We start from the raw sequence: 20855 nt of genomic DNA, 5'->3' as shown, positions 1-20855 counted from the left end.
CTTGATGGTCCACGCAGAGCTCCGCTGGACCGCGAAAACGGAAAATGCTTCCTGAACGCGCGTTCATCTACGCTTCATGTTTACAATCGTAGTCGATACGGCTACAGGCGTAATCGAACGCAATTCGAGAGGGGAGTACGGAGTGATGGCCAGGCGCAAGCAGGGACCCGGTGACCGGATCAGCGAAGCCGAGCACGCCGTCATGGAAGCGCTGTGGGACGAGAGCCCGTTGTCCGCTGCCGAGGTCTGCGACCGCGTCTGCGCGGCCAACGACTGGTCGATCCCCACAGTGAAGACGCTACTGAGCCGCCTTGTCGCGAAGGATGCGGTGGGGACGGAGCCTCAGGGCCGCAAGTTCCTCTATCATCCGCTGGTCGAGCGATCGGACTATGTCGGCGGCGAAAGCCGTCGTCTCGTCGATCGCCTTTTCGGAGGCCGTGCAGCACCGCTTTTCGCCCATCTCGCCGAGAGCGAAGCGCTCACCGATGACGATCTCGCCGAGATCGAGGCACTCCTCAAGGAGATGCGCAAATGACCGAGCTCCTGAGAGAATACTGGGACTGGTTCCTGTTTGACACGCTGGTGTGGACGGGCGCGCTGATTGCGCTGGTCATGGTGCTTCGCCGCCCGGTTGCCCGCCATTTCGGAGCAGGAGCTGCTTACGCGCTCTGGTTCCTCCCGCTTGCCCGCCTTGTCATTCCCCCTTTCACGCTCCCGGCCTGGATGCGCCCGGTGACCGAGACGGTCGTCGAGACGGAACCGGCCTTCGCGTTGCAGTCCGAAACCATCGTCCTGCCGGTTGCCCAATCGGGCGCCGCGCTTCCGACGACGCTCACCACGGCTGCCGAGCCGGTCGATTTCCTGACGCCGCTGCTCCTCCTGTGGCTGGGCGGGGCAATGGTCATGCTTGTGCGCCGGTTCTGGCTCTACTTCGCGCTGCGCCGCGAACTGCTCGAGGATGCGCGTCCGGTCGGCGAGGTCGGCTCCATCAGGCTGATCGAGACCTCGGCCATTTCCGGCCCGATGGCCTTCGGCGTGCTCGATCGCGTCATCGCGCTGCCCAACGGTTTCATGTCGAGCCGAGAAAGAGCGGCCCGCGACCTCGCGATTGCGCACGAGCTTTCGCACCACCGCGGCGGCGACCTCATCGTCAACATGCTGGTCCAGCCGCTGTTCGCGATCCACTGGTTCAACCCGCTCGGCCATATCGGGTGGAATGCGCTGCGGCGCGACCAGGAAGCTTTCTGCGATGCCCGTGTCGTGGCCGCCCGTTCGCATGACGAGCGTGCCACCTACGCCAATGTCATCGCCGATTTTGCACGCCGTCCGGCACTTGCACCGCGCCCTGCGCTGGCTGCGCCGATGGCTTGTCCGGTTCTGGGGGACAAGTCGATAATCCATCGTTTGAGGAGTTTATCCATGTCCGATATTTCGCCGCGCCGCCGCCTTCTGGGCCGGGGTGCACTGGCTTCGGCCTTCCTGGCCGTGCCACTGACTGCATCGATCTGTTATGCCGAAGGTACGCCCACTCTGCTGGCTGCTACGGCGCAGGCCGCGGAAACCTCCGTCGAGGAGTGGACCGAGGCCGATGTGCAGGAAGTCCGCGAGGAGCGGATCGAAACCGAAATCGAGGTCGAGCGCGAACTCGCTGAAGCCGAGCGTGAAGTCGCAGAGGCCGAGCGCGAGGTTGCCGAGGTCCGCCGCGAGATCGTCGAGATCGAGCGTGAACTGGCCGAGGGCGACGAGCGCCGTGTCGAAAAGCGCCGCATCCGTATCAACGGCAAGGACTGGGACAAGATGAGCGAGGCCGATCGTGCCGAGCTCCGTGCCGAAATGGCCAAGCTGCGTGAACAGTTCGCCGAAGGCGGCGACTTCGACATCGAGATGAAGAAGCTGCGCGAGCAGTTCGCCGAAGGTGGCGAGTTCCGCCGCGAAATGCGTCTCGCTGTCGCACAGGCAGGCGAGGCCGCGAAGATGGCACCCGAAGTGGTCGTATCCTGCAAGGACAAGTCGAAGCCTGTCACTTCCTCGACCGACGCCAAGGGCAAGACCACGCTCTTCGTTTGCGAGACAGCTGCCAATGAGCTGGCGCTCCAGGCGCTGAAGTCTGCTCGTACGGCGATCGCTAGCGAGAGCTCGCTGTCGGCCGAAGAGCGTGCCGAAGCACTGCGCTCTGTCGATGCCGAGATCGCGGAGCTCCAGAAGAAGAAAAAGTAAGAGGCGCAGGGACTGCGGGTCCTGCGTAACCCGACGGTCGGTGCAGCGATGCGCCGACCGTTTTCGTTCACCTGAGCGCAATTCAATGCGTATTCAGTTCGTCGCTCACACAGAACGCTTCATCGCAGCAACGATGGAGATGTGTGATGCAAGAAAGATCCCCCGGTTTCAAATTGGTCCTCGCCGGACTCGTCGGGCTTGTCCTGATGATCCCGCTCATCATGGTCTATGGGCTGGTGTCCGACCGGCAGCACCAGGCGCGTGTTGCGCAGGACTCGATCACGGCCGGGTCGGGCGGTGCGCAGGTCGTCTCCGGCCCGGTTCTAGTCATTCCTTATGAAGAGCGGCGCGTCAGCAACGAGACGGTGAACGGAGTTGCGACGACGCGTACGCAAACTATCCGCAAGCAACTTTTCCTGTCGCCCGAGCAGCACACGCTCGAAACGACACTGGAACCCGAACGCAAGCGCAAGGCACTCTACGAGACGGTCATCTACCTTGCGCAGATGGACGGGACGGCGCGTTTCGTACTGCCCGATGACCTGTCGCGTTTCGGTGCGACGCGCGAACAGCTTCTTCTCGACGAGGCGCAGATCCGCTTCGGCAACTCCGACCCCCGGGGGCTCCGCGCGGTGGCGGATGTGCGCGTCGATGGCGAGCCGATCGAATTGCAGCCGGGTGAGGGCGTTCACTCAAGCGGAGGCGCCGGATTCCACGGCAATATCGACTGGTCTTCGGGCGAGCCGCTTTCGGTCGCCTATGATTACACCTTGCGTGGCAGCCTCTCGCTGACGCTGGTGCCGCGTGGCGGACAGACCGACTGGAAGGTTTCCTCGCCCTGGGCACACCCCGGCTTCGGCGGAAGTTTCCTGCCCGACCGCAGCGAGATTTCATCCGACGGCTTCACCGCGAACTGGTCGATCGGCAATCTGGCACTGGGCCAGTCGATGGTCATGCAGGAAGACCTGCCGCCGGTTCGCGTGAGCAATTTCTCCGGTGACGTCTACACCTCCTCCGAGCCCGTCGAAGCGGCGTCGGGCAAGACCGCAACCATCAGGATGGTCGAGCCTGCCGATATCTATGCGCAGGTCGACCGTAGCGTGAAGTACGGCTTCCTGTTCATCGGCTTCACCTTCCTCACCTACCTGCTGTTCGATGTGGTCGGTGGCGCTCGTGTCGCCCCAGCGGAATACCTGCTGACCGGTGCCGGTCTGGTGCTCTTCTTCGTGATGTTGCTCGCTTTTGCCGAGGTGATGGGCTTCGCCCTTGCATACGTGCTGGCAAGTGCCGCGATCATCGGGCTCCTCACCGCCTATAGCGCTGCGGTGTTGGGCGGGTGGAAGCGCGCCGGCTTCATCGGGGTGCTGCTCACGGCCCTTTATGCCGGGCTCTACATCTTGCTCAGCCTCGAGGCCGCATCGCTGATCGTGGGATCACTGTCGATGTTCCTTGCACTGGCCGGTGTTATGTACGCGACCCGCAATGTCGAATGGTCGCGCGCAGGAAGGAGCGATGAGCTCGCCGAGAGCTGACATACGCTCTGCAAATGAGAAGGGGGCGCGACCAAGCCCGGTCGCGCCCCCTTTTTCGTGCGTTCTGATCTCTCAGCGCAGGACCGTGATCTCGTCACAGGCCCGGTCGTCTCCCCGCAGACCCAATCGAAGGGCCTGGCTGCGCTGGGCGCTGGTGCCATGGGTGAAGTTCTCGGACGAAACGCGCCCGCCGGTGAGCCGGTCGTCGCCGATGGCTGCAGCAGCCTGCATGCCTTCCTCGATATCGCCCGGCTCGATCAGGTTGCGGTTCCTGCCCGCCCATACGCCGGCATAGCAATCGGCCTGGAGTTCCATGCGGACCTGCAGCTGGTTGGCCTCTGCCCTGCTTGCTCGCTGTTGGGCGCTGCGGATCTGGCCCGAGATGCCGGTGATCGTCTGGATGTGGTGGCCATACTCATGCGCGAGGACATAATAGCGCGCGAAGTCGCCGCGGTTGCCCGCCATGCGTGCCAGCTGGTCGTAGAAACTGGTGTCGATGTAGATCGTCTGGTCGGCCGGGCAGTAGAACGGGCCTGAAGCCGAAGTGGCACTGCCGCATCCTTGCGTGGTCACGCGCCCGTTGCGGAACAGGTCGAGCGTCGGCTGCTGGAAGCGGTCGCCGAGGCCCTGTTCTTGGAAGAGGCGTGCCCATGTCTGGTTCAGCGACTGCAGCCCGTTGCAGGCTTCGAGCGCATATTCGCTCGAATTGCAGATCTCTTCCTCGTTCGTATTGGCAGGCCCGCTTTGCTGCGTGGTCTGCTGAACGCCTTCGACGGTCGAGATGGTCTGCATCGGGTCGAGCCCGAATGCGAAATAGCCGATCGCTGCAAGGATGATGGTCCCGCAACCGATGCCGCCGGCCTTGCCCACGCCACCGCCGCCGCTCGAACGGACCTTGATATTATCGCTGTTGAACGGATTGAGCCGCATTTCCTTCCCCCATCATTGGCCGCTTTACAGAGCCGCGCCGGTGCGCGATGGCCGCTATCGATGTAACCCTAACGCTCGGAGAGCCAAATGTTTCTCGAAGGAAAGCGCGCACTTGTCACCGGATCGACCAGCGGGATCGGCCTCGCCATCGCCCGGGCACTCGCGGCCGAAGGGGCGAAGGTCGTCCTGAACGGCTTCGGCGACGAGGCGGAGATCGCAAAACTTTGCGAGGAACTGGGCGCGACCCACAGCGGCGCCGATCTGACGGACGTGGCACAGGTCGAAGCCATGATGGCCGAGGCAGGCGAGATCGATATCCTCGTGAACAACGCCGGCATGCAGCACGTCTCGCCGGTCGAGGATTTCCCGCTCGACAAGTGGGACAAGCTCGTTGCGCTCAATCTTTCGGCCGTCTTCCACTGCACGCGCCTCGTCGTGCCGGGCATGAAGAAGAAGGGCTGGGGGCGCATCATCAACACCGCCAGCGCGCACTCGAAAGTCGCGAGCCCGTTCAAGAGCGCCTACAATGCGACCAAGCACGGGGTGGATGGTTTCACCAAAACTATTGCACTCGAACTCGCTGAATTTGGTGTGACTGCGAACTGCATCAGCCCCGGCTATGTCTGGACTCCTCTCATCGAGGGCCAGATCCCCGATACGATGAAGGCGCGCGGAATGACCCGCGAGCAGGTGATCAACGATGTGCTGCTGGTGAAGCAGGCCACCAAGAAGTTCGTCCAGCCCGAGGAAATCGGCGCGCTCGCCGCATTCCTTTGCCGTGATGAAGCGCAGAACGTGAACGGTGCAAACTGGAGCGTGGACGGAGGCTGGACGGCGGAGTAACCGCGCCCTCTAGCATCCGCCACAAACCGTCGTTACATGGGCCGCCACATTCCTCCGGCAGGCGATTCTCATAGTGGCACATCTCGACATTCCCCTCGGTCTTACCTTCGACGACGTTCTCCTGCGTCCGGCCGAGAGCGAAATCCTTCCGTCGATGGCGAATACCGCCACGCGCCTGACGCGCGAGATCCAGCTCAATATTCCCGTGATCTCATCGGCGATGGACACGGTGACCGAGGCGGACATGGCAATCGCCATGGCCCAGCTCGGTGGTATCGGCGTGCTGCACCGCAATTTCGAGATCGACGAACAGGCCGCCGCGGTGCGCGCCGTGAAGCGGTATGAGAGCGGTATGGTGGTCAACCCGATCACCATCACGCCCGACGCGACGCTGGGCGAAGCTCAGGAGCTGATGGCCTCGAACCGCATCAGCGGCATCCCGGTGACCGATACCTACGGCAAGCTTGTCGGCATCCTGACCAACCGCGACGTGCGTTTCGCCGAAAACCCGCGCCAGCCGGTCAGCGAGCTCATGACCACCGAGAACCTCGCTACCGTTTCGCTCGGTACCAGCCAGGAAGAAGCGCGCCGTCTCCTGCACCAGCGCCGCATCGAGAAGCTGCTGGTGGTCGACGATGGCGGTCACTGCGTCGGCCTCATCACCGTCAAGGATATCGAGAAGGCGGTTGCCTATCCCGCCGCCACGAAGGACGAGCAGGGCCGCCTGCGCGTTGCTGCAGCCACCACGGTCGGCGACAAGGGCTTCGAGCGCACCGAGGCGCTGATCGATGCCGGCGTCGATGTCGTGGTGATCGACACCGCGCATGGCCACAACAAGGAAGTCTCCAAGGCTGTCGAGCGCGTGAAGAAGCTCTCGAACGCGGTCCAGGTCATTGCAGGCAACGTCGCGACCGGCGAAGCGACCAAGGCGCTTTGCGGCGCAGGCGCGGACGCGGTGAAGGTCGGAATCGGCCCGGGCTCGATCTGCACCACGCGAGTGGTCGCCGGTGTCGGCGTGCCGCAGCTCACTGCGATCATGGACAGCGTCGAGGAAGCCGAAAAGATGGGCGTCCCCGTCATCGGCGACGGCGGCCTTCGTACCAGCGGCGATGCGGCCAAGGCTCTCGCTGCCGGTGCATCGAGCATCATGGTCGGCTCGATGCTCGCAGGCACCGAGGAAGCGCCGGGCGAAACCTTCATCTACCAGGGCCGCAGCTACAAGAGCTACCGCGGCATGGGCAGCGTCGGCGCGATGGCGCGCGGCAGTGCGGACCGTTACTTCCAGGCGGACGTCAGCCAGCAGAAGCTGGTCCCCGAAGGTATCGAGGGCCAGGTCCCCTACAAGGGCCCGGCAAGCGCGGTGATCCACCAGCTCGTCGGCGGCATCAAGGCGGCGATGGGTTACACCGGTAGCGCCACGATCGACGACCTGCGCAAGCGCGCGCAGTTCGTGCGCATCACCAACGCGGGTCTTACCGAGAGCCACGTGCACGACGTGTCGATCACGCGGGAAGCCCCGAACTATCCGACACGCTGATCGGGGAGGGGAGACATGACCCCCGCCGCACGAGTCCAGACCTCGATCGAGCTGCTCGACGCGATCATCGAATCCGCACGCTCCAAGGGCGCGCCCGCGGACCGGATCCTTGCCGAGTGGTTCCGCAACAACCGCTTCGCCGGATCGAAGGACCGCCGCGCTATCCGCGAGCTGGTTTTCTCCGCAATCCGCGCTTGTGGCCCCGTGCCGGAAAGCGGCAGGGCCGCCATGCTTCGCCTAGCCGAGGTCGACGATAGCATCCTGCCCCTGTTCGACGGCTCGAACTACGGGCCCGATTCTGTGAGAGACGACGAGGTGGCAACTGCCGGCGGTGTTGCTCCGGAGTGGCTGGCTCGCCTGCTCGAGAAATCCGACATCGGGGAGGCTGAAGCCGACGCATTGCTTGGCCGGGCGCCGCTCGACCTGCGCGTGAACACGCTCAAGGCAGATCGCGCGACGATCTCGCTCCCTACCGAAGCGGTAAAGACCGATGCGCCCCATGGGCTGCGTCTCGAGCCCGGCACGCATGTCGAGCAATGGCCCGAATGGCGCGAAGGCAAGATCGAGGTGCAGGACACCGGTTCGCAGCTGGCCTGTCTTGCTGTCGATGCGCAGCCCGGCGAGACCGTGATCGACCTGTGCGCCGGTGGCGGGGGCAAGACGCTCGCACTTGCCGCGGCAATGGACAATCTCGGTAAGCTCGTCGCCTCCGACACCGATCGCAATCGCCTCTCGCGCCTCGCCCCGCGGGCAGAGCGCGCCGGAGCGACAAATATCGAAACTCGCCTGCTCGACCCCAAGCGAGAGATGGAAGCGCTCGCCGACCTGGCCGGGCAGGCCGATGCGGTGCTGATCGATGCACCCTGTTCGGGTACGGGCACGTGGCGACGAAATCCGGAGGCGCGTTGGCGTCTCGACGAGGGCGAGCTTGCGCGCCTGACGAGCCTACAGGCCGAAATTCTCGATCTGGCAACGAATTTGGTTAAGCCCGGCGGGCGACTGGTCTTCGTTACCTGTTCCCTGCTTGATGAAGAAGGTGCGGACCAGTTCGAGGCGTTTCTTTCGCGGCATCAGGAGTTTAGCGCCCAGGAAGTGGCGCTTCCCGTAGGCCGACAACGCGGGAACGGCATCCGCCTGACGCCGTATCACGATGGTACGGACGGGTTTTTCATCGCCCGTGCAGCTAGATCGTGTTAGCTTTCCCGCTATGGCTAACACTCAGCCTTCCGCGAGATCATCGCTAACGGAGACGATTATGCGTTTTGCCCCCGCCGCCGCCGCCCTTTCCCTGGCTCTTGCCATGACTGCGAGCGTTAGCGTGGGACAGGAACGCGATCCGACCCCGCGTGCGGCGATGCTTATCGCTCAGGGTGAAGCGGCGCTTAAGCAAGGCAGCACGCAGGCTGCGATCGACGCTTTCGAGGCCGCGCTTACCGTGGACCCGGGATATACGCCGATCTTCCTCCACCTTGCCGAGGCAGCGCGCGAGGACAAGCTGCAGGGCAAGGCGATCCGCTATTACCGCGAGGCGCTTTCGCGTGATCCGGACAATCTCGCCGCGATTGCAGGCGAGGGTGAGGCACTTGCCGAGAAGGGCGCGCTTGAGAAGGCGCGGCTAAGCCTCGCGAAGGTCCAGTCGCTCTGCGGTGACAGCTGCCCTGAAACGCAGGGTCTGGCGAATGCGATTGCTGCAGGCCAGCGCGCTCCGGTCGTGACCGCAGAGGCCACGATCCCCGATGCGCCTACTCCCCAGTCGAACTGATCGTCAGACCAGCTCGCGGAACTCCGCCACGACCGCGCGATAGACGCGTTTCTTGAACGGTACGATGAGCTCGGGCAGCTGCTCGGGCTCTACCCATTTCCAGTCGCAGAATTCGGCCGGGTCATGTGCCTCGAGGTCGATGTCCTCGTCCGCGCCAGAAAAGCGTGCGAGGAACCAGATCTGCTCCTGCCCGCGATATTTCCCGCCCCATAGTTTGCCGATGAGCTCTTCCGGCAGGTCATAGCGGATGGGTTCCTTGGTCCGGTCGATCAGCGAGACGTGCTCGGGCTTGGCACCGGTCTCTTCCGCCAATTCGCGCAGCGCCGCCTGGTCGAGGTCCTCTCCCTCGTCGACACCGCCCTGGGGCATCTGCCACCAGTCGCCTTCCTTGTTATCGATCCGCCTACCGACGAATACGCGGCCCTGGCTGTTGACCAACATGACGCCGACACAGGGCCGGTATCCGAGTTCGCTCACCTGTAACGCTCCACCATGAGTTCTACCGCGTCGAGGAAGGCATCGAGGTCCTTCTGCCCGCTCGGCATCGCTTTCCTAAGCGTGGTAAAGCCATGAATGATCCCGGGAAATTCGAGATAGACGACTTCGGTGCCCTGCTGGATCAGGTGCGCTGCGTATTCGCGGCCCGAATCCCGCAGCGGATCGAGCCCGGCAGTGCAAACCACAGTCGGCGGCGTATTTGAGCAGTCGCCGACCATGGGCGTGTGGCGCGGATCGTCCGCGCTGCCGCCATATTGCTCGGTGAACCAGCTCATTGCCGCTCCGGTCAGGAGGAAGCCTTCTGCGAAATCCCTGAGCGAGCGATGCTGCGAGACGTCGCTTGCCACCGGATAGATCGGCGCCTGCACGATCACCGGTACGTCCGCTGGATCATTCACCAGCTGGTTGGTGGTGACGATCGTGAGATTGCCGCCCGCGCTGTCGCCGGTGATCACCAGCCCGGTAATCTTGCGCCCGAGCGCGTCGGGTGACGAAGCGATCCACCGCGCTGCCGCCTCGCAATCGTCGGGAGCTGCGGGGAAGGGGTGCTCCGGTGCGAGCCGGTATTCGACCGAAACCACCGGCAGATCGAGTCGGTAGGCGATCTCGGTGCAGAGCGAATGGTAGACGTCGATGTCGCCGATTACGAATCCGCCGCCGTGGATGAAGACCACGCAAGGGGAGGGATCGCGCGTTTCCTTCGCGTCGTAGAATCGTAGCGGGATGTCACCTGCTGGTCCGGGGCAGGTGAGGTCCTTGATGATCGCGAGGTCGCGCGCGGGAGCTTCCGCCAGCGCCCCCAGCGTTTTCATCTGTGTTCGGCCTTCCTCCGCGCCGACTTCTTCGACTCCCTTGCCGCCCATCTGTTCGAGCATGTCGAGAAATGCGCGCACGTCGTCGCGCACGAAATGTTCGGTATCGGCCATGGTGCTCTCTCCCTTCGCGTTGCAAAAAGGGACTAACCGTCTCGCTCGCGCTTTTCCACCAGCCTTTTTGCGGCTAGCAGAGAAACTTCATTGCGAGAGGATGGGACGCCTCCTAGGTGGCGCTCCCGCAGAGACAGCGCCGATTATGGCGCGCGACAAGGAATTGACCGGATGGCAACAGCCGCCAGCCTGCCGCAAGACGGCGTCCCCGCCAGCCCCGATGCGATCGTCGTGCGTTTCGCCGGCGACTCGGGCGATGGTATGCAGCTCACCGGGGGGCAGTTCACCCTGTCGACCGCGCTTGCCGGGAACGATCTTGCGACTTTCCCCGATTTCCCCGCCGAAATCCGCGCGCCGCAGGGCACGCTGTTCGGTGTGTCGGCTTTCCAGATCAACTTCGGCAGCCGCTCGATCAACACTGCAGGCGACGCGCCGGATGTGCTGGTTGCGATGAACCCGGCAGCGCTGAAGGTGAACCTAGCCGCGCTCAAGCCCGGCGGCCTGATCATCGCCGACACGGGTGCCTTCACGAAGCGCAACCTCGACAAGGCGAAGTACGATGCCAATCCTCTCGAGGATGGCAGCCTTGCGAAATACGACCTGCTCGCTTTCGATATCAGCGAGAAGACGATCGAGGCGGTAAAGCCCTTCGGTCTCGGCAACAAGGACGCGCTGCGCTCGAAGAACATGTGGACGCTCGGCCTTGCGCTGTGGATGTTCGACCGCGACCGCGAGCCGATCCACGAGTGGCTGAAGCAGAAGTTCAAGTCGAAGCCCGAGATCGCCGATGCCAACATCGCGGCGCTCGATGCAGGCCATGCCTATGGCGAAACGGCAGAGCTCGCCGGACCGCTCAAGCAGGTCCATGTCGACCCGGTCCCGACTGCTCCGGGCCTTTATCGCACGGTCACGGGCGCGGAAGCCGTCAGCCTCGGCCTTGTCGCAGGTGCCCAGCTTGCAGAACTGCCGATGTTCTTCGGCGGCTACCCGATCACGCCCGCCTCGGCGATCCTCCATCACCTCGCGCGGCTGAAGGAATTCGGCGTCACGACCTTCCAGGCGGAAGACGAGATCGCGGCCATCTGTGCTGCCATCGGCGCGAGCTATGCCGGCCAGCTTGGCGTGACCAGTTCGTCGGGTCCGGGCATTGCGCTCAAGACCGAGGCCATCGGCCTTGGCATCATGACCGAGCTTCCGCTGGTCATCGTCAATTCGCAGCGTGGCGGTCCTTCGACCGGCCTGCCGACGAAGACCGAGCAGAGCGATCTCTACCAAGCCGTCTACGGCCGTAATGGCGATGCGCCGATGCCGGTCATCGCGGCATGCAGCCCTTCCGATGCATTCGAGGTGGCGATCGAGGCCTGCCGTATCGCAACGCAGTACATGACCCCGGTCATGCTGCTGACTGACGGCTACATCGCCAATGCCGCCGAGCCGTGGAAGGTGCCCGATCCCTCGACGTTCGAGCCGTTCCCTGCAAAGTTCCTGACGGAGAAGAACGGCACCGACGAAGAAGGCAATGCGACCTTCCTGCCGTACAAGCGTGACGAGAAGGGCGCGCGTCCCTGGGTGAAGCCCGGCACGCCCGAACTGATGCATCGTATCGGTGGCATCGAGAAGCACGAGCTTACGGGCAACATCGATTACTCGCCCGACAACCACCAGCGCATGACCGATGCGCGCAAGAACAAGGTGGAAGGCGTCAAAGTGCCCGATCAGGAAGTTGCTCTGGGCGAAACTTCCGGCAAGCTCGCGGTCGTTGGATGGGGCAGTACCTACGGTCCGATCCACCAGGCCGTGCGCCGCAGTATCGAGAAGGGCTGCTCGGTCAGCCATATCCATGTGCGCCACATCTGGCCGATGCCGAAGAACCTTGGCGACCTGCTGCGCGGCTTCGACCACGTGCTCGTGCCGGAGATGAATACCGGCCAGTTCAAGACGGTGCTGCGCGACCAGTTCCTCGTCGATGCGCAGCCGCTTACCAAGACCAGCGGGCAGCCTTTCCAGATCGCCGAGCTCGAGGCGGAAATCGCCAAGTTCTTCGACGATATTCCCGGAAACGAAGGCGGGCAGGTCCCCGCCAACGACCAGCAGCTTCCGAGCACGGAAGGAGGCGCAAAATGAACGCACCCGTCAAGATCGAAACCACGCTCAAGGACTGGGAAACCGACCAGGAGGTTCGCTGGTGCCCGGGTTGCGGTGACTACGCGATCCTCAAGGCCGTCCAGCGCACGCTGCCGCAGCTTGGCGCAGACCCGAAGAATACGGTCTTCATCAGTGGCATCGGCTGTTCGAGCCGCTTTCCCTATTATGTCGAGAGCTACGGCTTCCACACCATTCATGGCCGCGCGCCCGCTTTTGCGACCGGCGCGAAGCTAGCCAATCCGGATCTCGACGTCTGGCTGGTGACCGGCGACGGTGACGGGCTTTCCATTGGCGGCAACCACCTGATGCATGTCCTGCGCCGCAACGTGAACATGCAGATCATGCTGTTCAACAACGAGATTTACGGTCTCACCAAGGGCCAGGCTTCGCCGACAAGCCGCGAGGGTACCAAGTCGCCTTCGACCCCGATCGGTAGCTACGACCATCCCGCGCGCCCGGCAGCATTCGCACTGGGAAGCGGTGCACGCTTCATCGGCCGCGGTTTCGACGTGTCGAAGAACCTGCCCGACGTGCTCAAGGCTGCTCACGCGCACAGGGGCGCGGCCTTCATCGAGATTTTCCAGAACTGCATCGTCTACAACAAGGACGTCTTCAACGATTTCGCCGCGCCCAAGGGTGCAGAAGACCAGCAGCTCTGGCTCGAAGACGGCAAGCCGATGCTGTTCGCCAAGGACACCAAGGGTATCGCGCTCAATCGCGAAACGCTGAGCCTCGAAGTGGTCGACGTGACCGATGGCGACTGGGAAGCCGCGGGCGTGATCGTCCACGACGTCACCAACCGCTCGGTCGCCCACATGCTGATCGAAATGCCCTTCGGCCCGTTCCCGATGGCGCTGGGCGTCCTTTATGACGATCCGCGTCCGACGTTCGAGGATGCGGTCATCGCCGAACGGAACAAGGCTAGCGAAGGCAAGGAAGCCAATCTCGCCAAGCTGCTCGGCAAGGGTCAGACCTGGACGGTAGACGGCACGGCGGAGGATCCCGTTTGAAGCGCCTGGCGGCCAGCTTCGCTACTCTAGCGCTGGCTGCAGGTGCTGCCGGGCCACTTTCGGCTGATGAGGGCGACGAGCCCGAGGTGTTCGCCGCGGTTTTCGAACTGCATGACGATCAGGCCGAGTACGACGGCTACTATTGTCCGCCCGATCCGGACGAGAATTCCATCTGCCTAGGGGCGAGCATCCTCATCCAGAAGGGCGAGGTAGTCCGCTATCTGGGCGCCGAACCTCCTGTCGACGCACCGATGATCCGCAAGGCGCGGGGCGGTGATGTCTACGGCGATTACCTGCGTTTCCGGATGATCACCGGTCATGCCGTCAAACGCGTTCTGCCCGGGCGGTTCGTCGCGGTGCTGGAACCGACAGACAACGGCTATATCTTCGTCCAGTGGAAAGAGGGACTAAGCCACGGGCGGCCCTGCCTGCCCGATTTCGTGGTCGAGCATTACGGAGATCGTCTCGATCTCTCGATGGGGTCCGAGAAGACCGACGGATCGGTCTGCTTCTAGATCAGGCGGGATCTTCGCCGGGCTGTTCCATCTTCCGGCTCGCCTGGAGCCGGGTTGCAATCAAGCCCATCGCAAGCGCCCATGTCGCGCCGACCGTCCAGCCGCCAAGTACATCTGTGGGGTAGTGAACCCCAAGATAGAGCCGCGTGAAGCCGATCGTCAGAACCAGCAGGGCGGCAACACCGATGATGAAGATGCGGGTCTTGCGCTCTTCGAAACTGCGCGAGATCATCACCGCCAGCGTAAGGTAGACGATGGCGCTATTCATCGAATGCCCACTCGGGAAGCTCAGCGAGTTTACTTCCACGAGGTGCGGGACCACTTCGGGGCGCGCGCGGGCGAAGAGGCTCTTGAGCACGGTGCCGAAGATGGCACCGCCGCCGGTCGCCAGTGCCGTGTAGAATGCCTGCTGGAACCTGCCGCGCGTTATCAGGAAAACGACCGCCAGCGCCGCGACCAGCGTCAGGACCGTGACACCGCCCAGCGCGGTCAGATCGCGCATCGAGGATAGCAACCAATGCGGACCGATCGGCGTGCCCAGGTCTCCCGCCACACGCAGCGACTTCAGAAAGGCGAGATCGAAGGCCTGGGTCTCCCCTTCAGCCATTTCGCCTGCCAGTTTGATGAAGCCGGTTGCCAGTGCAGCACCGATGACGAGACCCACAAGGAGACGTTGTTCGCGGTGGAGATATGTCTTTAGACTGGCGAGTGGCACGAAAATTCCTCTAGAACGACGCGAACGCAACGCACGGGGACGTGGATATTTCCTCGAAGGAGAGGTCGCCTGGACAATCTAACCCATTCGCTTGTCGGTGCGCTGATCGGGCAAGCGGGGCTCAAGAAGAAGACCGGGCTAGCAATGCCCGCGCTCATCATCGGGGCGAACCTTCCCGATGTGGATGCAGCATGCCTTTTCTGGCTCGAAGGCGTCGAGCATCTCGGCTTCCGGCGCGGGATTACACACGGTCCGCCAGCACTCGTGCTGCTGCCGCTGATCCTAGCGGGCCTGCTCTACGGCTACGACCGCTGGCAGGCGAGCCGCGGGAAACGTCCCGCGGATCGCTTGCCGGTGAGTTTCAAGTGGCTCTTCCTGCTCAGTTTCATCGGCTGCCTGACGCACCCGGCGCTCGACTGGCTGAACGTCTATGGCATCCGCCTGCTCGAGCCGTTCTCGAGCCAATGGTTCTATGGCGATACCCTTTTCATCATCGACCTCTGGCTCTGGGCGCTCTTGGGCATCTCCACGTGGTTTTCGCTGAGGCGTGAGAAGAAGGGCGGGGAGTGGCAGAAGCCTGCGCAGATCTCGCTCACGGTGGCCTCGCTCTACATCGCGTTCCAGGGGCTGCTGACTGGTGCTGCAGAGCGCGAAGTCACGGAAAGCCCGACGGGAACAGACATCGTGATCGCAAGTCCGCCGCCGTTCTGGTCGTGGGAACGCGATATGATAACGGGCGGAAACGGGCTCTACACACTCAACGGCGATACGACCTTTCCCGGCGTGCCGCTTGATCGCTGTGATCTCGAAGCTGCGCGTGAGGCAAATAGCGAGGTCGACGCCTTCCTGTTCTGGTCGCGCACGCCCTACATCGTACCCAAGGAAAACGGCACACTCTGGCTACAGGACGCGCGCTTCTCGGACCCGCGCGCAAGCGGGCGTTTCGAGGTTCAATTGCCAGACGATGTCTGCGAGGGCGTGAAGACGGAACCGACCGAGTAGCGCGGCGGTTAGAGCCGCATGAGTTCTCCCCAAATCGTCTGGCTGCGGCGCGACCTCCGCATGGCCGATCAACCCGCCCTCCATGCTGCGGCAAAGGCCGGGCCCGTTATTCCCGTATTCGTCCTCGATCAGGATCGTGCGGGCGATCACGCCTATGGCGGCGCATCGCTGGTCTGGCTCCACTATTCGCTCGAGAGCCTCGGCAAGAGCTTCGGAGGTCGCAATTCGAGGATAGTGCTCCGGAAAGGCGATGCTCCGCAGATCCTCGCGGCGCTCGCCGATGAGGTCGGCGCGACCTGCATCCATGCGATCCGGCACTACGAGCCATGGTGGAAGGAAGCCGAGGACGAACTGCGTGATGCCTTGGGCGATGAGCGCAAGCTGTGCCTCTATGACGGCAACTACCTGCTGCCGCCCGGTTCGGTAACGACGGGTTCGGGCGATCCGTACAAGATCTACACGCCATTCTCGAAGGCCATGCTCGAACGCATGCCTCCGCGCGACGTGCTGGACGAGCCGGAGACGATCTCCTCGCCCGGCAACTGGCCTGAAAGCGACGTTCTCGGCGATTGGGAGCTTCTCCCGACCAAGCCGGACTGGGCAGGGGGCATCCGTGCGTTCTGGGACTTCGGCGAGGCAGCGGCGCACGACCGGCTCGACTGGTGGACCGACGAGGTCGCCGAATACGACGAGGGGCGCAACCTTCCATCCGAGGACATCACCTCGCGCCTGTCGCCACATCTGCACTGGGGCGAAATCAGCCCGGCGCAGGTCTGGCACAAGCTCAAGGACAAGCGCTCCGACGGCTGGAGGACCTACGCCAAGGAGATCATCTGGCGCGACTATGCCCAGAACGTGATCGACCAGTTTCCCGACTACCCGCGCGAGAGCTACCGCGAATATGACGAGCGCACCTTGTGGCGGAACCCCAATGCCGGCCACCTCATCCAGCAGGATCTGGAATGCTGGCAGAAGGGGATGACAGGCTATCCGGTGGTCGACGCAGGGATGCGGCAGCTCTGGCAGACCGGCTGGATGCACAACCGTGTGCGGATGATTTGCGCGAGCTTCCTCGTGAAACACCTGCTGATCGATTGGCGTTTCGGCGAACAATGGTACTGGGACACGCTGGTCGACGCCGACTACGGTAACAACGGCGTGAACTGGCAGTGGATTTCGGGCACCGGCGTCGACAGCAACATGTTCGTGCGCATCATGGCGCCGCTCACGCAGAGCGAGAAGTTCGACGCTGCTGGCTACATCCGCGAATACGTGCCGGAGCTCGCAGGCTTGTCCGACAGCGAAATTCACGATCCGCCGGACTCGAAGCGTGGAGACTATCCGGTGAAGATCATCGCCCACAAGGAAGCGCGCGAGCGGGCTCTCGAGGCATACAAGGCCAGCAAGTCGTAGCGGACTTGTCGTCTCAGTTCCTGCGCGGCATAGCGCCGTTCATGGACATGCAGACCTCTCAACGCGGACGCGACCTTATCGAGGGTTCGAAGGCATTTGCGAGAAAGCCGGGTCTGTTCGCGCGGCTGATCGCGCCGGGTGTCGAGAAGATGCTCTCCCGCATCGACTTGGGGCTTGCCAGCGGAACGATTCACGGGACGCTTCCAGACGGTTCCAAGCGCACCCTCGGTGGCCGCGCGCCCGGTTTCGAGTGCCATTTCGAACTGCGCAGCTACCGCGCGCTGATCCGCATCGCGACCAATGGCTCGGTCGGCCTCTACCAGGGCTGGGAAGCGGGTGAGTGGTGGAGCCCCGATCCGGTGCCGCTCTTTGCGCTCTTTATGCAGCATGCCGAGCGGCTGGGAGACACGGCGCGGGCCAAGGGGCCTTTCCGCCACGCGCTGAAGCTTGCGCATCTCGTAAACCGCAACACGCATGCAGGCGCGCAGAAGAACATCTCCGCGCATTACGACCTCGGCAACGATTTCTACCGCGCATGGCTCGATCCGACGATGAGCTACTCCTCGGCGCTCGATGTCGAAGAGGATCGGCTCGAAGCAGCGCAAAAGCGCAAATGGGCCGCCCTGGGCGAGCGCATCGGCGAGCCTGAAAGCGTCCTCGAAATCGGTTGCGGCTGGGGAGCGCTCGCCGGCTATCTCGCGGGCAGGGGCAGCCATGTCACCGCGATCAGCCTGTCGGACGAGCAATTGGCGTGGGCGCGCCAGCACCAGTCGAGCGCGATCGATTTCCGCAAGCAGGACTATCGCGACACCGCGGGCAGTTATGATGCCATCGTCAGCGTGGAGATGGTCGAGGCGCTTGGCCGCGAATACTGGCCGACCTTCATGGACTGTATCGCACGCAACCTTAAACCGGGTGGGCGCGCCGCAATCCAGTATATCTCGATCCGCGACGAACTGTTCGACGACTACGCGAAGAGCGCCGATTTCATCCAGGCCTACATCTTCCCGGGCGGGCTGCTGATACGCACGAGCGAGTTCCGCCGCCTTGCGGAGGAGCGCGGCCTCACATGGCAGGACCAGCACGATTTCGGTCTCGACTACGCCGAGACCCTGCGCCTCTGGCGCGAACGGTTCGATCTGGCGGCGGCGAATGACGAGCTGCCGGTCGGTTTCGACACACGCTTTTGCGACCTGTGGCGCTACTACCTGATGTATTGCGAAGGCGGATTCCGTGGCGGCGGGATCGACGTCCACCAGGTCACGCTGGTGAAAGAGGGAGAGAGGGCATGAAGAATTGGCTTGTCGGAGCAGCGGCACTGGCGCTCGCCGGGTGCGGGACCACAGCTACCGGGGACATGCAGGCGGCCTCGGCTCTTGCACAGATGCCGGTTGTCTCTCAGGTCATGCCCGAACAGATGGCGAGCATGGATCCTTCGGACTCGATCCTGTTCTGGAGCGATGAGCGCCGGTCTGCAGCATTCCGTGACATGGAATCCCTCTTTCCCGGTCTCGAAGTGACGCCGCGCTCAAAGGCACGCAGCCTGCCACGCAGCGAGAACGCGCTCTCGAGCGAAACGGTGAACGCGATCCGCGGCTTCATGCGGGATACCTCGGTGTCCGGCCTAATGGTCCTGCGCGGTGGCGAAGTCGAGTTCGAGGAATACGGCCTGGGTCTTGGCGCGGAAGATCGCTGGACCAGCTTCTCCGTTGCGAAGAGCTTTACCTCGACCCTGCTCGGCGCAGCCATCGAGGACGGTTTGATCGAGAGCCTCGATACCCCGGTTACGGATATCATTCCCGCGCTGTCGGGCACGGCCTACGACGGCGTTACCGTCGGCCAGATTGCGACCATGACATCTGGCGTCGCGTGGAACGAGGACTACACCGACCCGGCAAGCGATGTCGCGCGCATGCTCGCGGTGACACCGGTGGCCGGAGAATCGCAGGCCGTGACCTATGCCCGTACGCTCGAACGCGAGGCTCCCGCGGGTGAGAAGTGGGTCTACAAGACGCTGGAGACCAACCTGCTCGGCCTGATCGTCGAGGAGGCGACCGGCATGTCGCTCGCCGAATACGCGGCCAAGAAGATTGTCTTCCCGGCGGGTTTCGAAGGCTCGCTGTTCTGGATGCAGGACCTCACCGGCGGGAATATCGGCGGATGCTGCCTGTCGCTGACGCTGTCGGACTATGCGCGTTTCGGGCAGTTCGTGCTCGAGGGTGGCAAGGGCGTGGTGCCTTCAGGATGGTTCGATGCTGCCGGCGATGCGCAGGTCGATTTCGGGCCGCGTGCGCCCGGCTTCGGCTATGGCTACCAGTGGTGGGCCTATCCGGGCGAACAGTACGGGGCGCAGGGCATCTTCGGGCAGGCGATCACCATCGTGCCCGATGCCGATCTCGTTGTTGCGGTCGTCAGCAATTGGCCGACTGCCACGAGCTCGGAGAACCGTGCGAAGTTCCGTGAAATCGTCGGGATGATTGCTGCAGAAGGGGAGTAGGGCAGTCCCCGATACAAGTGGTGGCCGAGGCCACTGGGGCGCACGGCCACCGACGACGAGCCATCCGGACGAGGTTCAGGCCAGGCCCTTCAGGCCGCCGCCAAAGCTGTCGGTGTCGTCACCTGTCTTGCGAGATCAGTAGGGACGGTAGGTGTTCTCGCCGCTGTAGCGGGCGAGGATGTTGTCGTGCACGATCGGCGAGAGCAGCTCGCTGAATGCACAACCAACCATGCAGTTTTCCCACCACACGACCTGCGCCTGGAGCGATTCGAGGCCGGGGAGGGTCAGCCAGCACATCTGGCCTTCATGCATGCGGTTGATCGCCGCAGCCGAGAAGCCCGAGATCGAAAGATCGTGAACCACGGTCTGGAATGCGCGTCCGCCACTGGCGCGAAGCTGCCCCGGAATCGTGAGCTTGGTCCGCGGTGCGCAACGATCTTCCTGTGCCGCCATCAAGTAGCGATCTTGCGTCTGGTAATTCATATCTCGAGACCTTCTGCCCTGATCCGATCCAACGATCCCGCCCACGTGAAAAACGTGCGCGCGATATCGGGCGAATGTCGCGATTCGAGATTAAGAAATGGTCACCGGCGAAGGTTAACTTACTTTTCGACCCGCTCTCGGTGGCCGGTCGGGAAGTCGTTAACCAGAAGCTCCACCAGACGCTGTGCCACCTCCTCGGGCGGCTTGACCGTTTCCGGATCCTCTCCGGGATAGGCCTTTGCGCGCATGTCGGTGCGCGTTGCCCCGGGATCGACGATGGCGACACGCACGTTGCCGATCTTCTCGACTTCCTGCGCATAGCTTTCGAGCATGTTGTCGAACGCCGCCTTGGTAGCACCATATGCCGACCAGTACGCCCTGGGGTCTTTACCTACGCTGCTGGTAAGGCCGATGACACGGCCAGCACCGGCCCGCTTGAGCAGCGGATCGAAATTCGCAAGCAGCGCCTGCGTCGCGAGCAAGTTGATAGTCACGGCCTGGCTGAACTGCTTGCCGTCGATCTGGGTGACGGGGCTGAGCGTAGGCAGATAGGCCGCGCTGATCACCATCGCATCAAGCTTGTCCCAGCGTCCGGCGATTGCCGAGGCCAGGCGTGCGATCCCGTCGCTCTCTGCCAGATCGACGGGCGCGATGGTCGATGCGCCGCCTGCCTCGTGGATGCGATCCTCGACAGCTTCGAGCGAGCGGACATCGCGCGCGGTGAGCACGACATGCGCTCCGGCTTCGGCCAAGGCTACTGCGGTTGCAGCACCGATGCCCTTGCTGGCACCCGTGACGAGCACGAGCTTTCCTTCAAGCGGTTTCGTCAT

At 63.3% G+C, this 20855-nt stretch carries 20 protein-coding genes; 14 read left to right on the top strand and 6 right to left on the bottom strand.

The features are described 5' to 3' along the window. Nucleotides 1–145: 145 nt before the first annotated feature. The 3 genes from K3163_RS08585 to creD all read left to right on the top strand — a co-directional run bounded on the left by K3163_RS08585 (nucleotide 146) and on the right by creD (nucleotide 3749). Nucleotides 146–535: a BlaI/MecI/CopY family transcriptional regulator gene (locus K3163_RS08585; protein WP_221428298.1), complete on the top strand. Its 390-nt coding sequence runs from the start codon at nucleotides 146–148 to the stop codon at nucleotides 533–535. Next, the gene (locus K3163_RS08580) at nucleotides 532–2217 is read left to right on the top strand and encodes a M56 family metallopeptidase (RefSeq protein WP_221553825.1); all 1686 of its coding nucleotides are present in this window, start codon (nucleotides 532–534) and stop codon (nucleotides 2215–2217) included. The genes K3163_RS08585 and K3163_RS08580 overlap by 4 nt, the downstream gene beginning before the upstream one ends. A 146-nt stretch (nucleotides 2218–2363) precedes the next feature. Further along, nucleotides 2364–3749 (top strand): cell envelope integrity protein CreD, encoded by a 1386-nt coding sequence (gene creD, locus K3163_RS08575; RefSeq protein WP_247712493.1) that lies wholly within the window; start codon nucleotides 2364–2366, stop codon nucleotides 3747–3749. Between the two features lie 72 nt (nucleotides 3750–3821). Here creD and ypfJ read toward each other — a convergent pair whose 3' ends face one another. Further along, nucleotides 3822–4679, bottom strand: coding sequence for a KPN_02809 family neutral zinc metallopeptidase (ypfJ, locus tag K3163_RS08570; protein WP_221553823.1), 858 nt, complete (start codon nucleotides 4677–4679; stop codon nucleotides 3822–3824). 87 nt (nucleotides 4680–4766) lie between these two features. Here ypfJ and K3163_RS08565 point away from each other — a divergent pair, with 87 nt between their 5' ends. From K3163_RS08565 to K3163_RS08550, 4 genes are all read left to right on the top strand, one after another. Then, complete coding sequence (locus K3163_RS08565; protein ID WP_221428302.1) at nucleotides 4767–5522, top strand: 3-hydroxybutyrate dehydrogenase; 756 nt, start codon at nucleotides 4767–4769, stop codon at nucleotides 5520–5522. A gap of 73 nt (nucleotides 5523–5595) precedes the next feature. Next, nucleotides 5596–7059, top strand: coding sequence for an IMP dehydrogenase (gene guaB / locus K3163_RS08560; protein ID WP_221553822.1), 1464 nt, complete (start codon nucleotides 5596–5598; stop codon nucleotides 7057–7059). A gap of 15 nt (nucleotides 7060–7074) precedes the next feature. Then, nucleotides 7075–8256 carry an RsmB/NOP family class I SAM-dependent RNA methyltransferase gene (locus tag K3163_RS08555; protein ID WP_221553821.1) on the top strand — a complete coding sequence of 394 codons (1182 nt, stop codon included), beginning with the start codon at nucleotides 7075–7077 and terminating at the stop codon, nucleotides 8254–8256. Nucleotides 8257–8359: 103 nt separating this feature from the next. Then, on the top strand, nucleotides 8360–8821 hold the full coding sequence (locus K3163_RS08550; RefSeq protein WP_244920588.1) for a tetratricopeptide repeat protein: 462 nt from the start codon (nucleotides 8360–8362) through the stop codon (nucleotides 8819–8821). A gap of 3 nt (nucleotides 8822–8824) precedes the next feature. On the opposite strand, the gene K3163_RS08545 is transcribed toward K3163_RS08550, so the two are convergent. Both K3163_RS08545 and K3163_RS08540 read right to left on the bottom strand, forming a co-directional pair. Beyond that, the gene (locus K3163_RS08545) at nucleotides 8825–9262 is read right to left on the bottom strand and encodes an RNA pyrophosphohydrolase (RefSeq protein WP_247710200.1); all 438 of its coding nucleotides are present in this window, start codon (nucleotides 9260–9262) and stop codon (nucleotides 8825–8827) included. A gap of 32 nt (nucleotides 9263–9294) precedes the next feature. Continuing rightward, entirely contained in the window at nucleotides 9295–10245 is a 951-nt protein-coding gene (locus K3163_RS08540; protein WP_221553819.1) for an alpha/beta hydrolase, read from the bottom strand. 171 nt (nucleotides 10246–10416) lie between these two features. On the opposite strand from K3163_RS08540, the gene K3163_RS08535 reads away from it, so the two are divergent. The 3 genes from K3163_RS08535 to K3163_RS08525 are packed head-to-tail and all read left to right on the top strand — an operon-like array spanning nucleotide 10417 to nucleotide 13915. Then, nucleotides 10417–12369, top strand: a complete 1953-nt coding sequence (locus K3163_RS08535; protein WP_221553818.1) for a 2-oxoacid:acceptor oxidoreductase subunit alpha — start codon at nucleotides 10417–10419, stop codon at nucleotides 12367–12369. Continuing rightward, nucleotides 12366–13400, top strand: a complete 1035-nt coding sequence (locus K3163_RS08530; protein WP_221553817.1) for a 2-oxoacid:ferredoxin oxidoreductase subunit beta — start codon at nucleotides 12366–12368, stop codon at nucleotides 13398–13400. Before K3163_RS08535 ends, K3163_RS08530 begins: the two co-directional genes overlap by 4 nt. Beyond that, nucleotides 13397–13915 carry a hypothetical protein gene (locus tag K3163_RS08525; protein ID WP_221553816.1) on the top strand — a complete coding sequence of 173 codons (519 nt, stop codon included), beginning with the start codon at nucleotides 13397–13399 and terminating at the stop codon, nucleotides 13913–13915. The genes K3163_RS08530 and K3163_RS08525 overlap by 4 nt, the downstream gene beginning before the upstream one ends. Before the next feature lies 1 nt (nucleotide 13916). Here the strand turns inward: K3163_RS08525 and K3163_RS08520 are convergent, their stop codons facing one another. Continuing rightward, nucleotides 13917–14630 (bottom strand): phosphatase PAP2 family protein, encoded by a 714-nt coding sequence (locus K3163_RS08520; RefSeq protein WP_221553815.1) that lies wholly within the window; start codon nucleotides 14628–14630, stop codon nucleotides 13917–13919. 45 nt (nucleotides 14631–14675) lie between these two features. Between K3163_RS08520 and K3163_RS08515 the strand changes: the two genes are divergently transcribed. From K3163_RS08515 to K3163_RS08500, 4 genes are read left to right on the top strand one after another with little or no spacing between them, the layout of a single operon-like run. Next, nucleotides 14676–15632, top strand: a complete 957-nt coding sequence (locus K3163_RS08515) for a metal-dependent hydrolase (protein WP_345719722.1) — start codon at nucleotides 14676–14678, stop codon at nucleotides 15630–15632. Between the two features lie 18 nt (nucleotides 15633–15650). Further along, nucleotides 15651–17045, top strand: a complete 1395-nt coding sequence (locus K3163_RS08510; protein ID WP_221553814.1) for a cryptochrome/photolyase family protein — start codon at nucleotides 15651–15653, stop codon at nucleotides 17043–17045. Between the two features lie 41 nt (nucleotides 17046–17086). Next, on the top strand, nucleotides 17087–18337 hold the full coding sequence (locus K3163_RS08505) for an SAM-dependent methyltransferase (RefSeq protein WP_221553813.1): 1251 nt from the start codon (nucleotides 17087–17089) through the stop codon (nucleotides 18335–18337). Continuing rightward, nucleotides 18334–19542 carry a serine hydrolase domain-containing protein gene (locus tag K3163_RS08500; protein WP_221553812.1) on the top strand — a complete coding sequence of 403 codons (1209 nt, stop codon included), beginning with the start codon at nucleotides 18334–18336 and terminating at the stop codon, nucleotides 19540–19542. Before K3163_RS08505 ends, K3163_RS08500 begins: the two co-directional genes overlap by 4 nt. 135 nt (nucleotides 19543–19677) lie before the next feature. Here the strand turns inward: K3163_RS08500 and K3163_RS08495 are convergent, their stop codons facing one another. Continuing rightward, nucleotides 19678–20025 carry a PilZ domain-containing protein gene (locus tag K3163_RS08495; protein ID WP_221428315.1) on the bottom strand — a complete coding sequence of 116 codons (348 nt, stop codon included), beginning with the start codon at nucleotides 20023–20025 and terminating at the stop codon, nucleotides 19678–19680. 119 nt (nucleotides 20026–20144) lie between these two features. Next, nucleotides 20145–20855, bottom strand: coding sequence for an SDR family NAD(P)-dependent oxidoreductase (locus K3163_RS08490; protein ID WP_221553811.1), 711 nt, complete (start codon nucleotides 20853–20855; stop codon nucleotides 20145–20147).

It is taken from the genome of Qipengyuania xiapuensis (assembly GCF_019711395.1).
In the GTDB taxonomy this organism is placed as follows: domain Bacteria; phylum Pseudomonadota; class Alphaproteobacteria; order Sphingomonadales; family Sphingomonadaceae; genus Qipengyuania; species Qipengyuania xiapuensis.
Note: the sequence above shows the minus strand (reverse complement) of the source record. Positions and strands in the feature narration are given on the sequence as shown.

What these genes read in the sequence shown, in the direction of transcription:
- K3163_RS08585 (WP_221428298.1), top strand. Translation starts at nt 146, where the DNA reads ATGGCCAGGCGCAAGCAGGGACCCGGTGACCGGATCAGCGAAGCCGAG.
- K3163_RS08580 (WP_221553825.1), top strand. Translation starts at nt 532, where the DNA reads ATGACCGAGCTCCTGAGAGAATACTGGGACTGGTTCCTGTTTGACACG.
- creD (WP_247712493.1), top strand. Translation starts at nt 2,364, where the DNA reads ATGCAAGAAAGATCCCCCGGTTTCAAATTGGTCCTCGCCGGACTCGTC.
- ypfJ (WP_221553823.1), bottom strand. Translation starts at nt 4,679, where the DNA reads ATGCGGCTCAATCCGTTCAACAGCGATAATATCAAGGTCCGTTCGAGC.
- K3163_RS08565 (WP_221428302.1), top strand. Translation starts at nt 4,767, where the DNA reads ATGTTTCTCGAAGGAAAGCGCGCACTTGTCACCGGATCGACCAGCGGG.
- K3163_RS08555 (WP_221553821.1), top strand. Translation starts at nt 7,075, where the DNA reads ATGACCCCCGCCGCACGAGTCCAGACCTCGATCGAGCTGCTCGACGCG.
- K3163_RS08550 (WP_244920588.1), top strand. Translation starts at nt 8,360, where the DNA reads ATGACTGCGAGCGTTAGCGTGGGACAGGAACGCGATCCGACCCCGCGT.
- K3163_RS08545 (WP_247710200.1), bottom strand. Translation starts at nt 9,262, where the DNA reads ATGTTGGTCAACAGCCAGGGCCGCGTATTCGTCGGTAGGCGGATCGAT.
- K3163_RS08540 (WP_221553819.1), bottom strand. Translation starts at nt 10,245, where the DNA reads ATGGCCGATACCGAACATTTCGTGCGCGACGACGTGCGCGCATTTCTC.
- K3163_RS08535 (WP_221553818.1), top strand. Translation starts at nt 10,417, where the DNA reads ATGGCAACAGCCGCCAGCCTGCCGCAAGACGGCGTCCCCGCCAGCCCC.
- K3163_RS08530 (WP_221553817.1), top strand. Translation starts at nt 12,366, where the DNA reads ATGAACGCACCCGTCAAGATCGAAACCACGCTCAAGGACTGGGAAACC.
- K3163_RS08510 (WP_221553814.1), top strand. Translation starts at nt 15,651, where the DNA reads ATGAGTTCTCCCCAAATCGTCTGGCTGCGGCGCGACCTCCGCATGGCC.
- K3163_RS08505 (WP_221553813.1), top strand. Translation starts at nt 17,087, where the DNA reads ATGGACATGCAGACCTCTCAACGCGGACGCGACCTTATCGAGGGTTCG.
- K3163_RS08500 (WP_221553812.1), top strand. Translation starts at nt 18,334, where the DNA reads ATGAAGAATTGGCTTGTCGGAGCAGCGGCACTGGCGCTCGCCGGGTGC.
- K3163_RS08495 (WP_221428315.1), bottom strand. Translation starts at nt 20,025, where the DNA reads ATGAATTACCAGACGCAAGATCGCTACTTGATGGCGGCACAGGAAGAT.
- K3163_RS08490 (WP_221553811.1), bottom strand. Translation starts at nt 20,855, where the DNA reads ATGACGAAACCGCTTGAAGGAAAGCTCGTGCTCGTCACGGGTGCCAGC.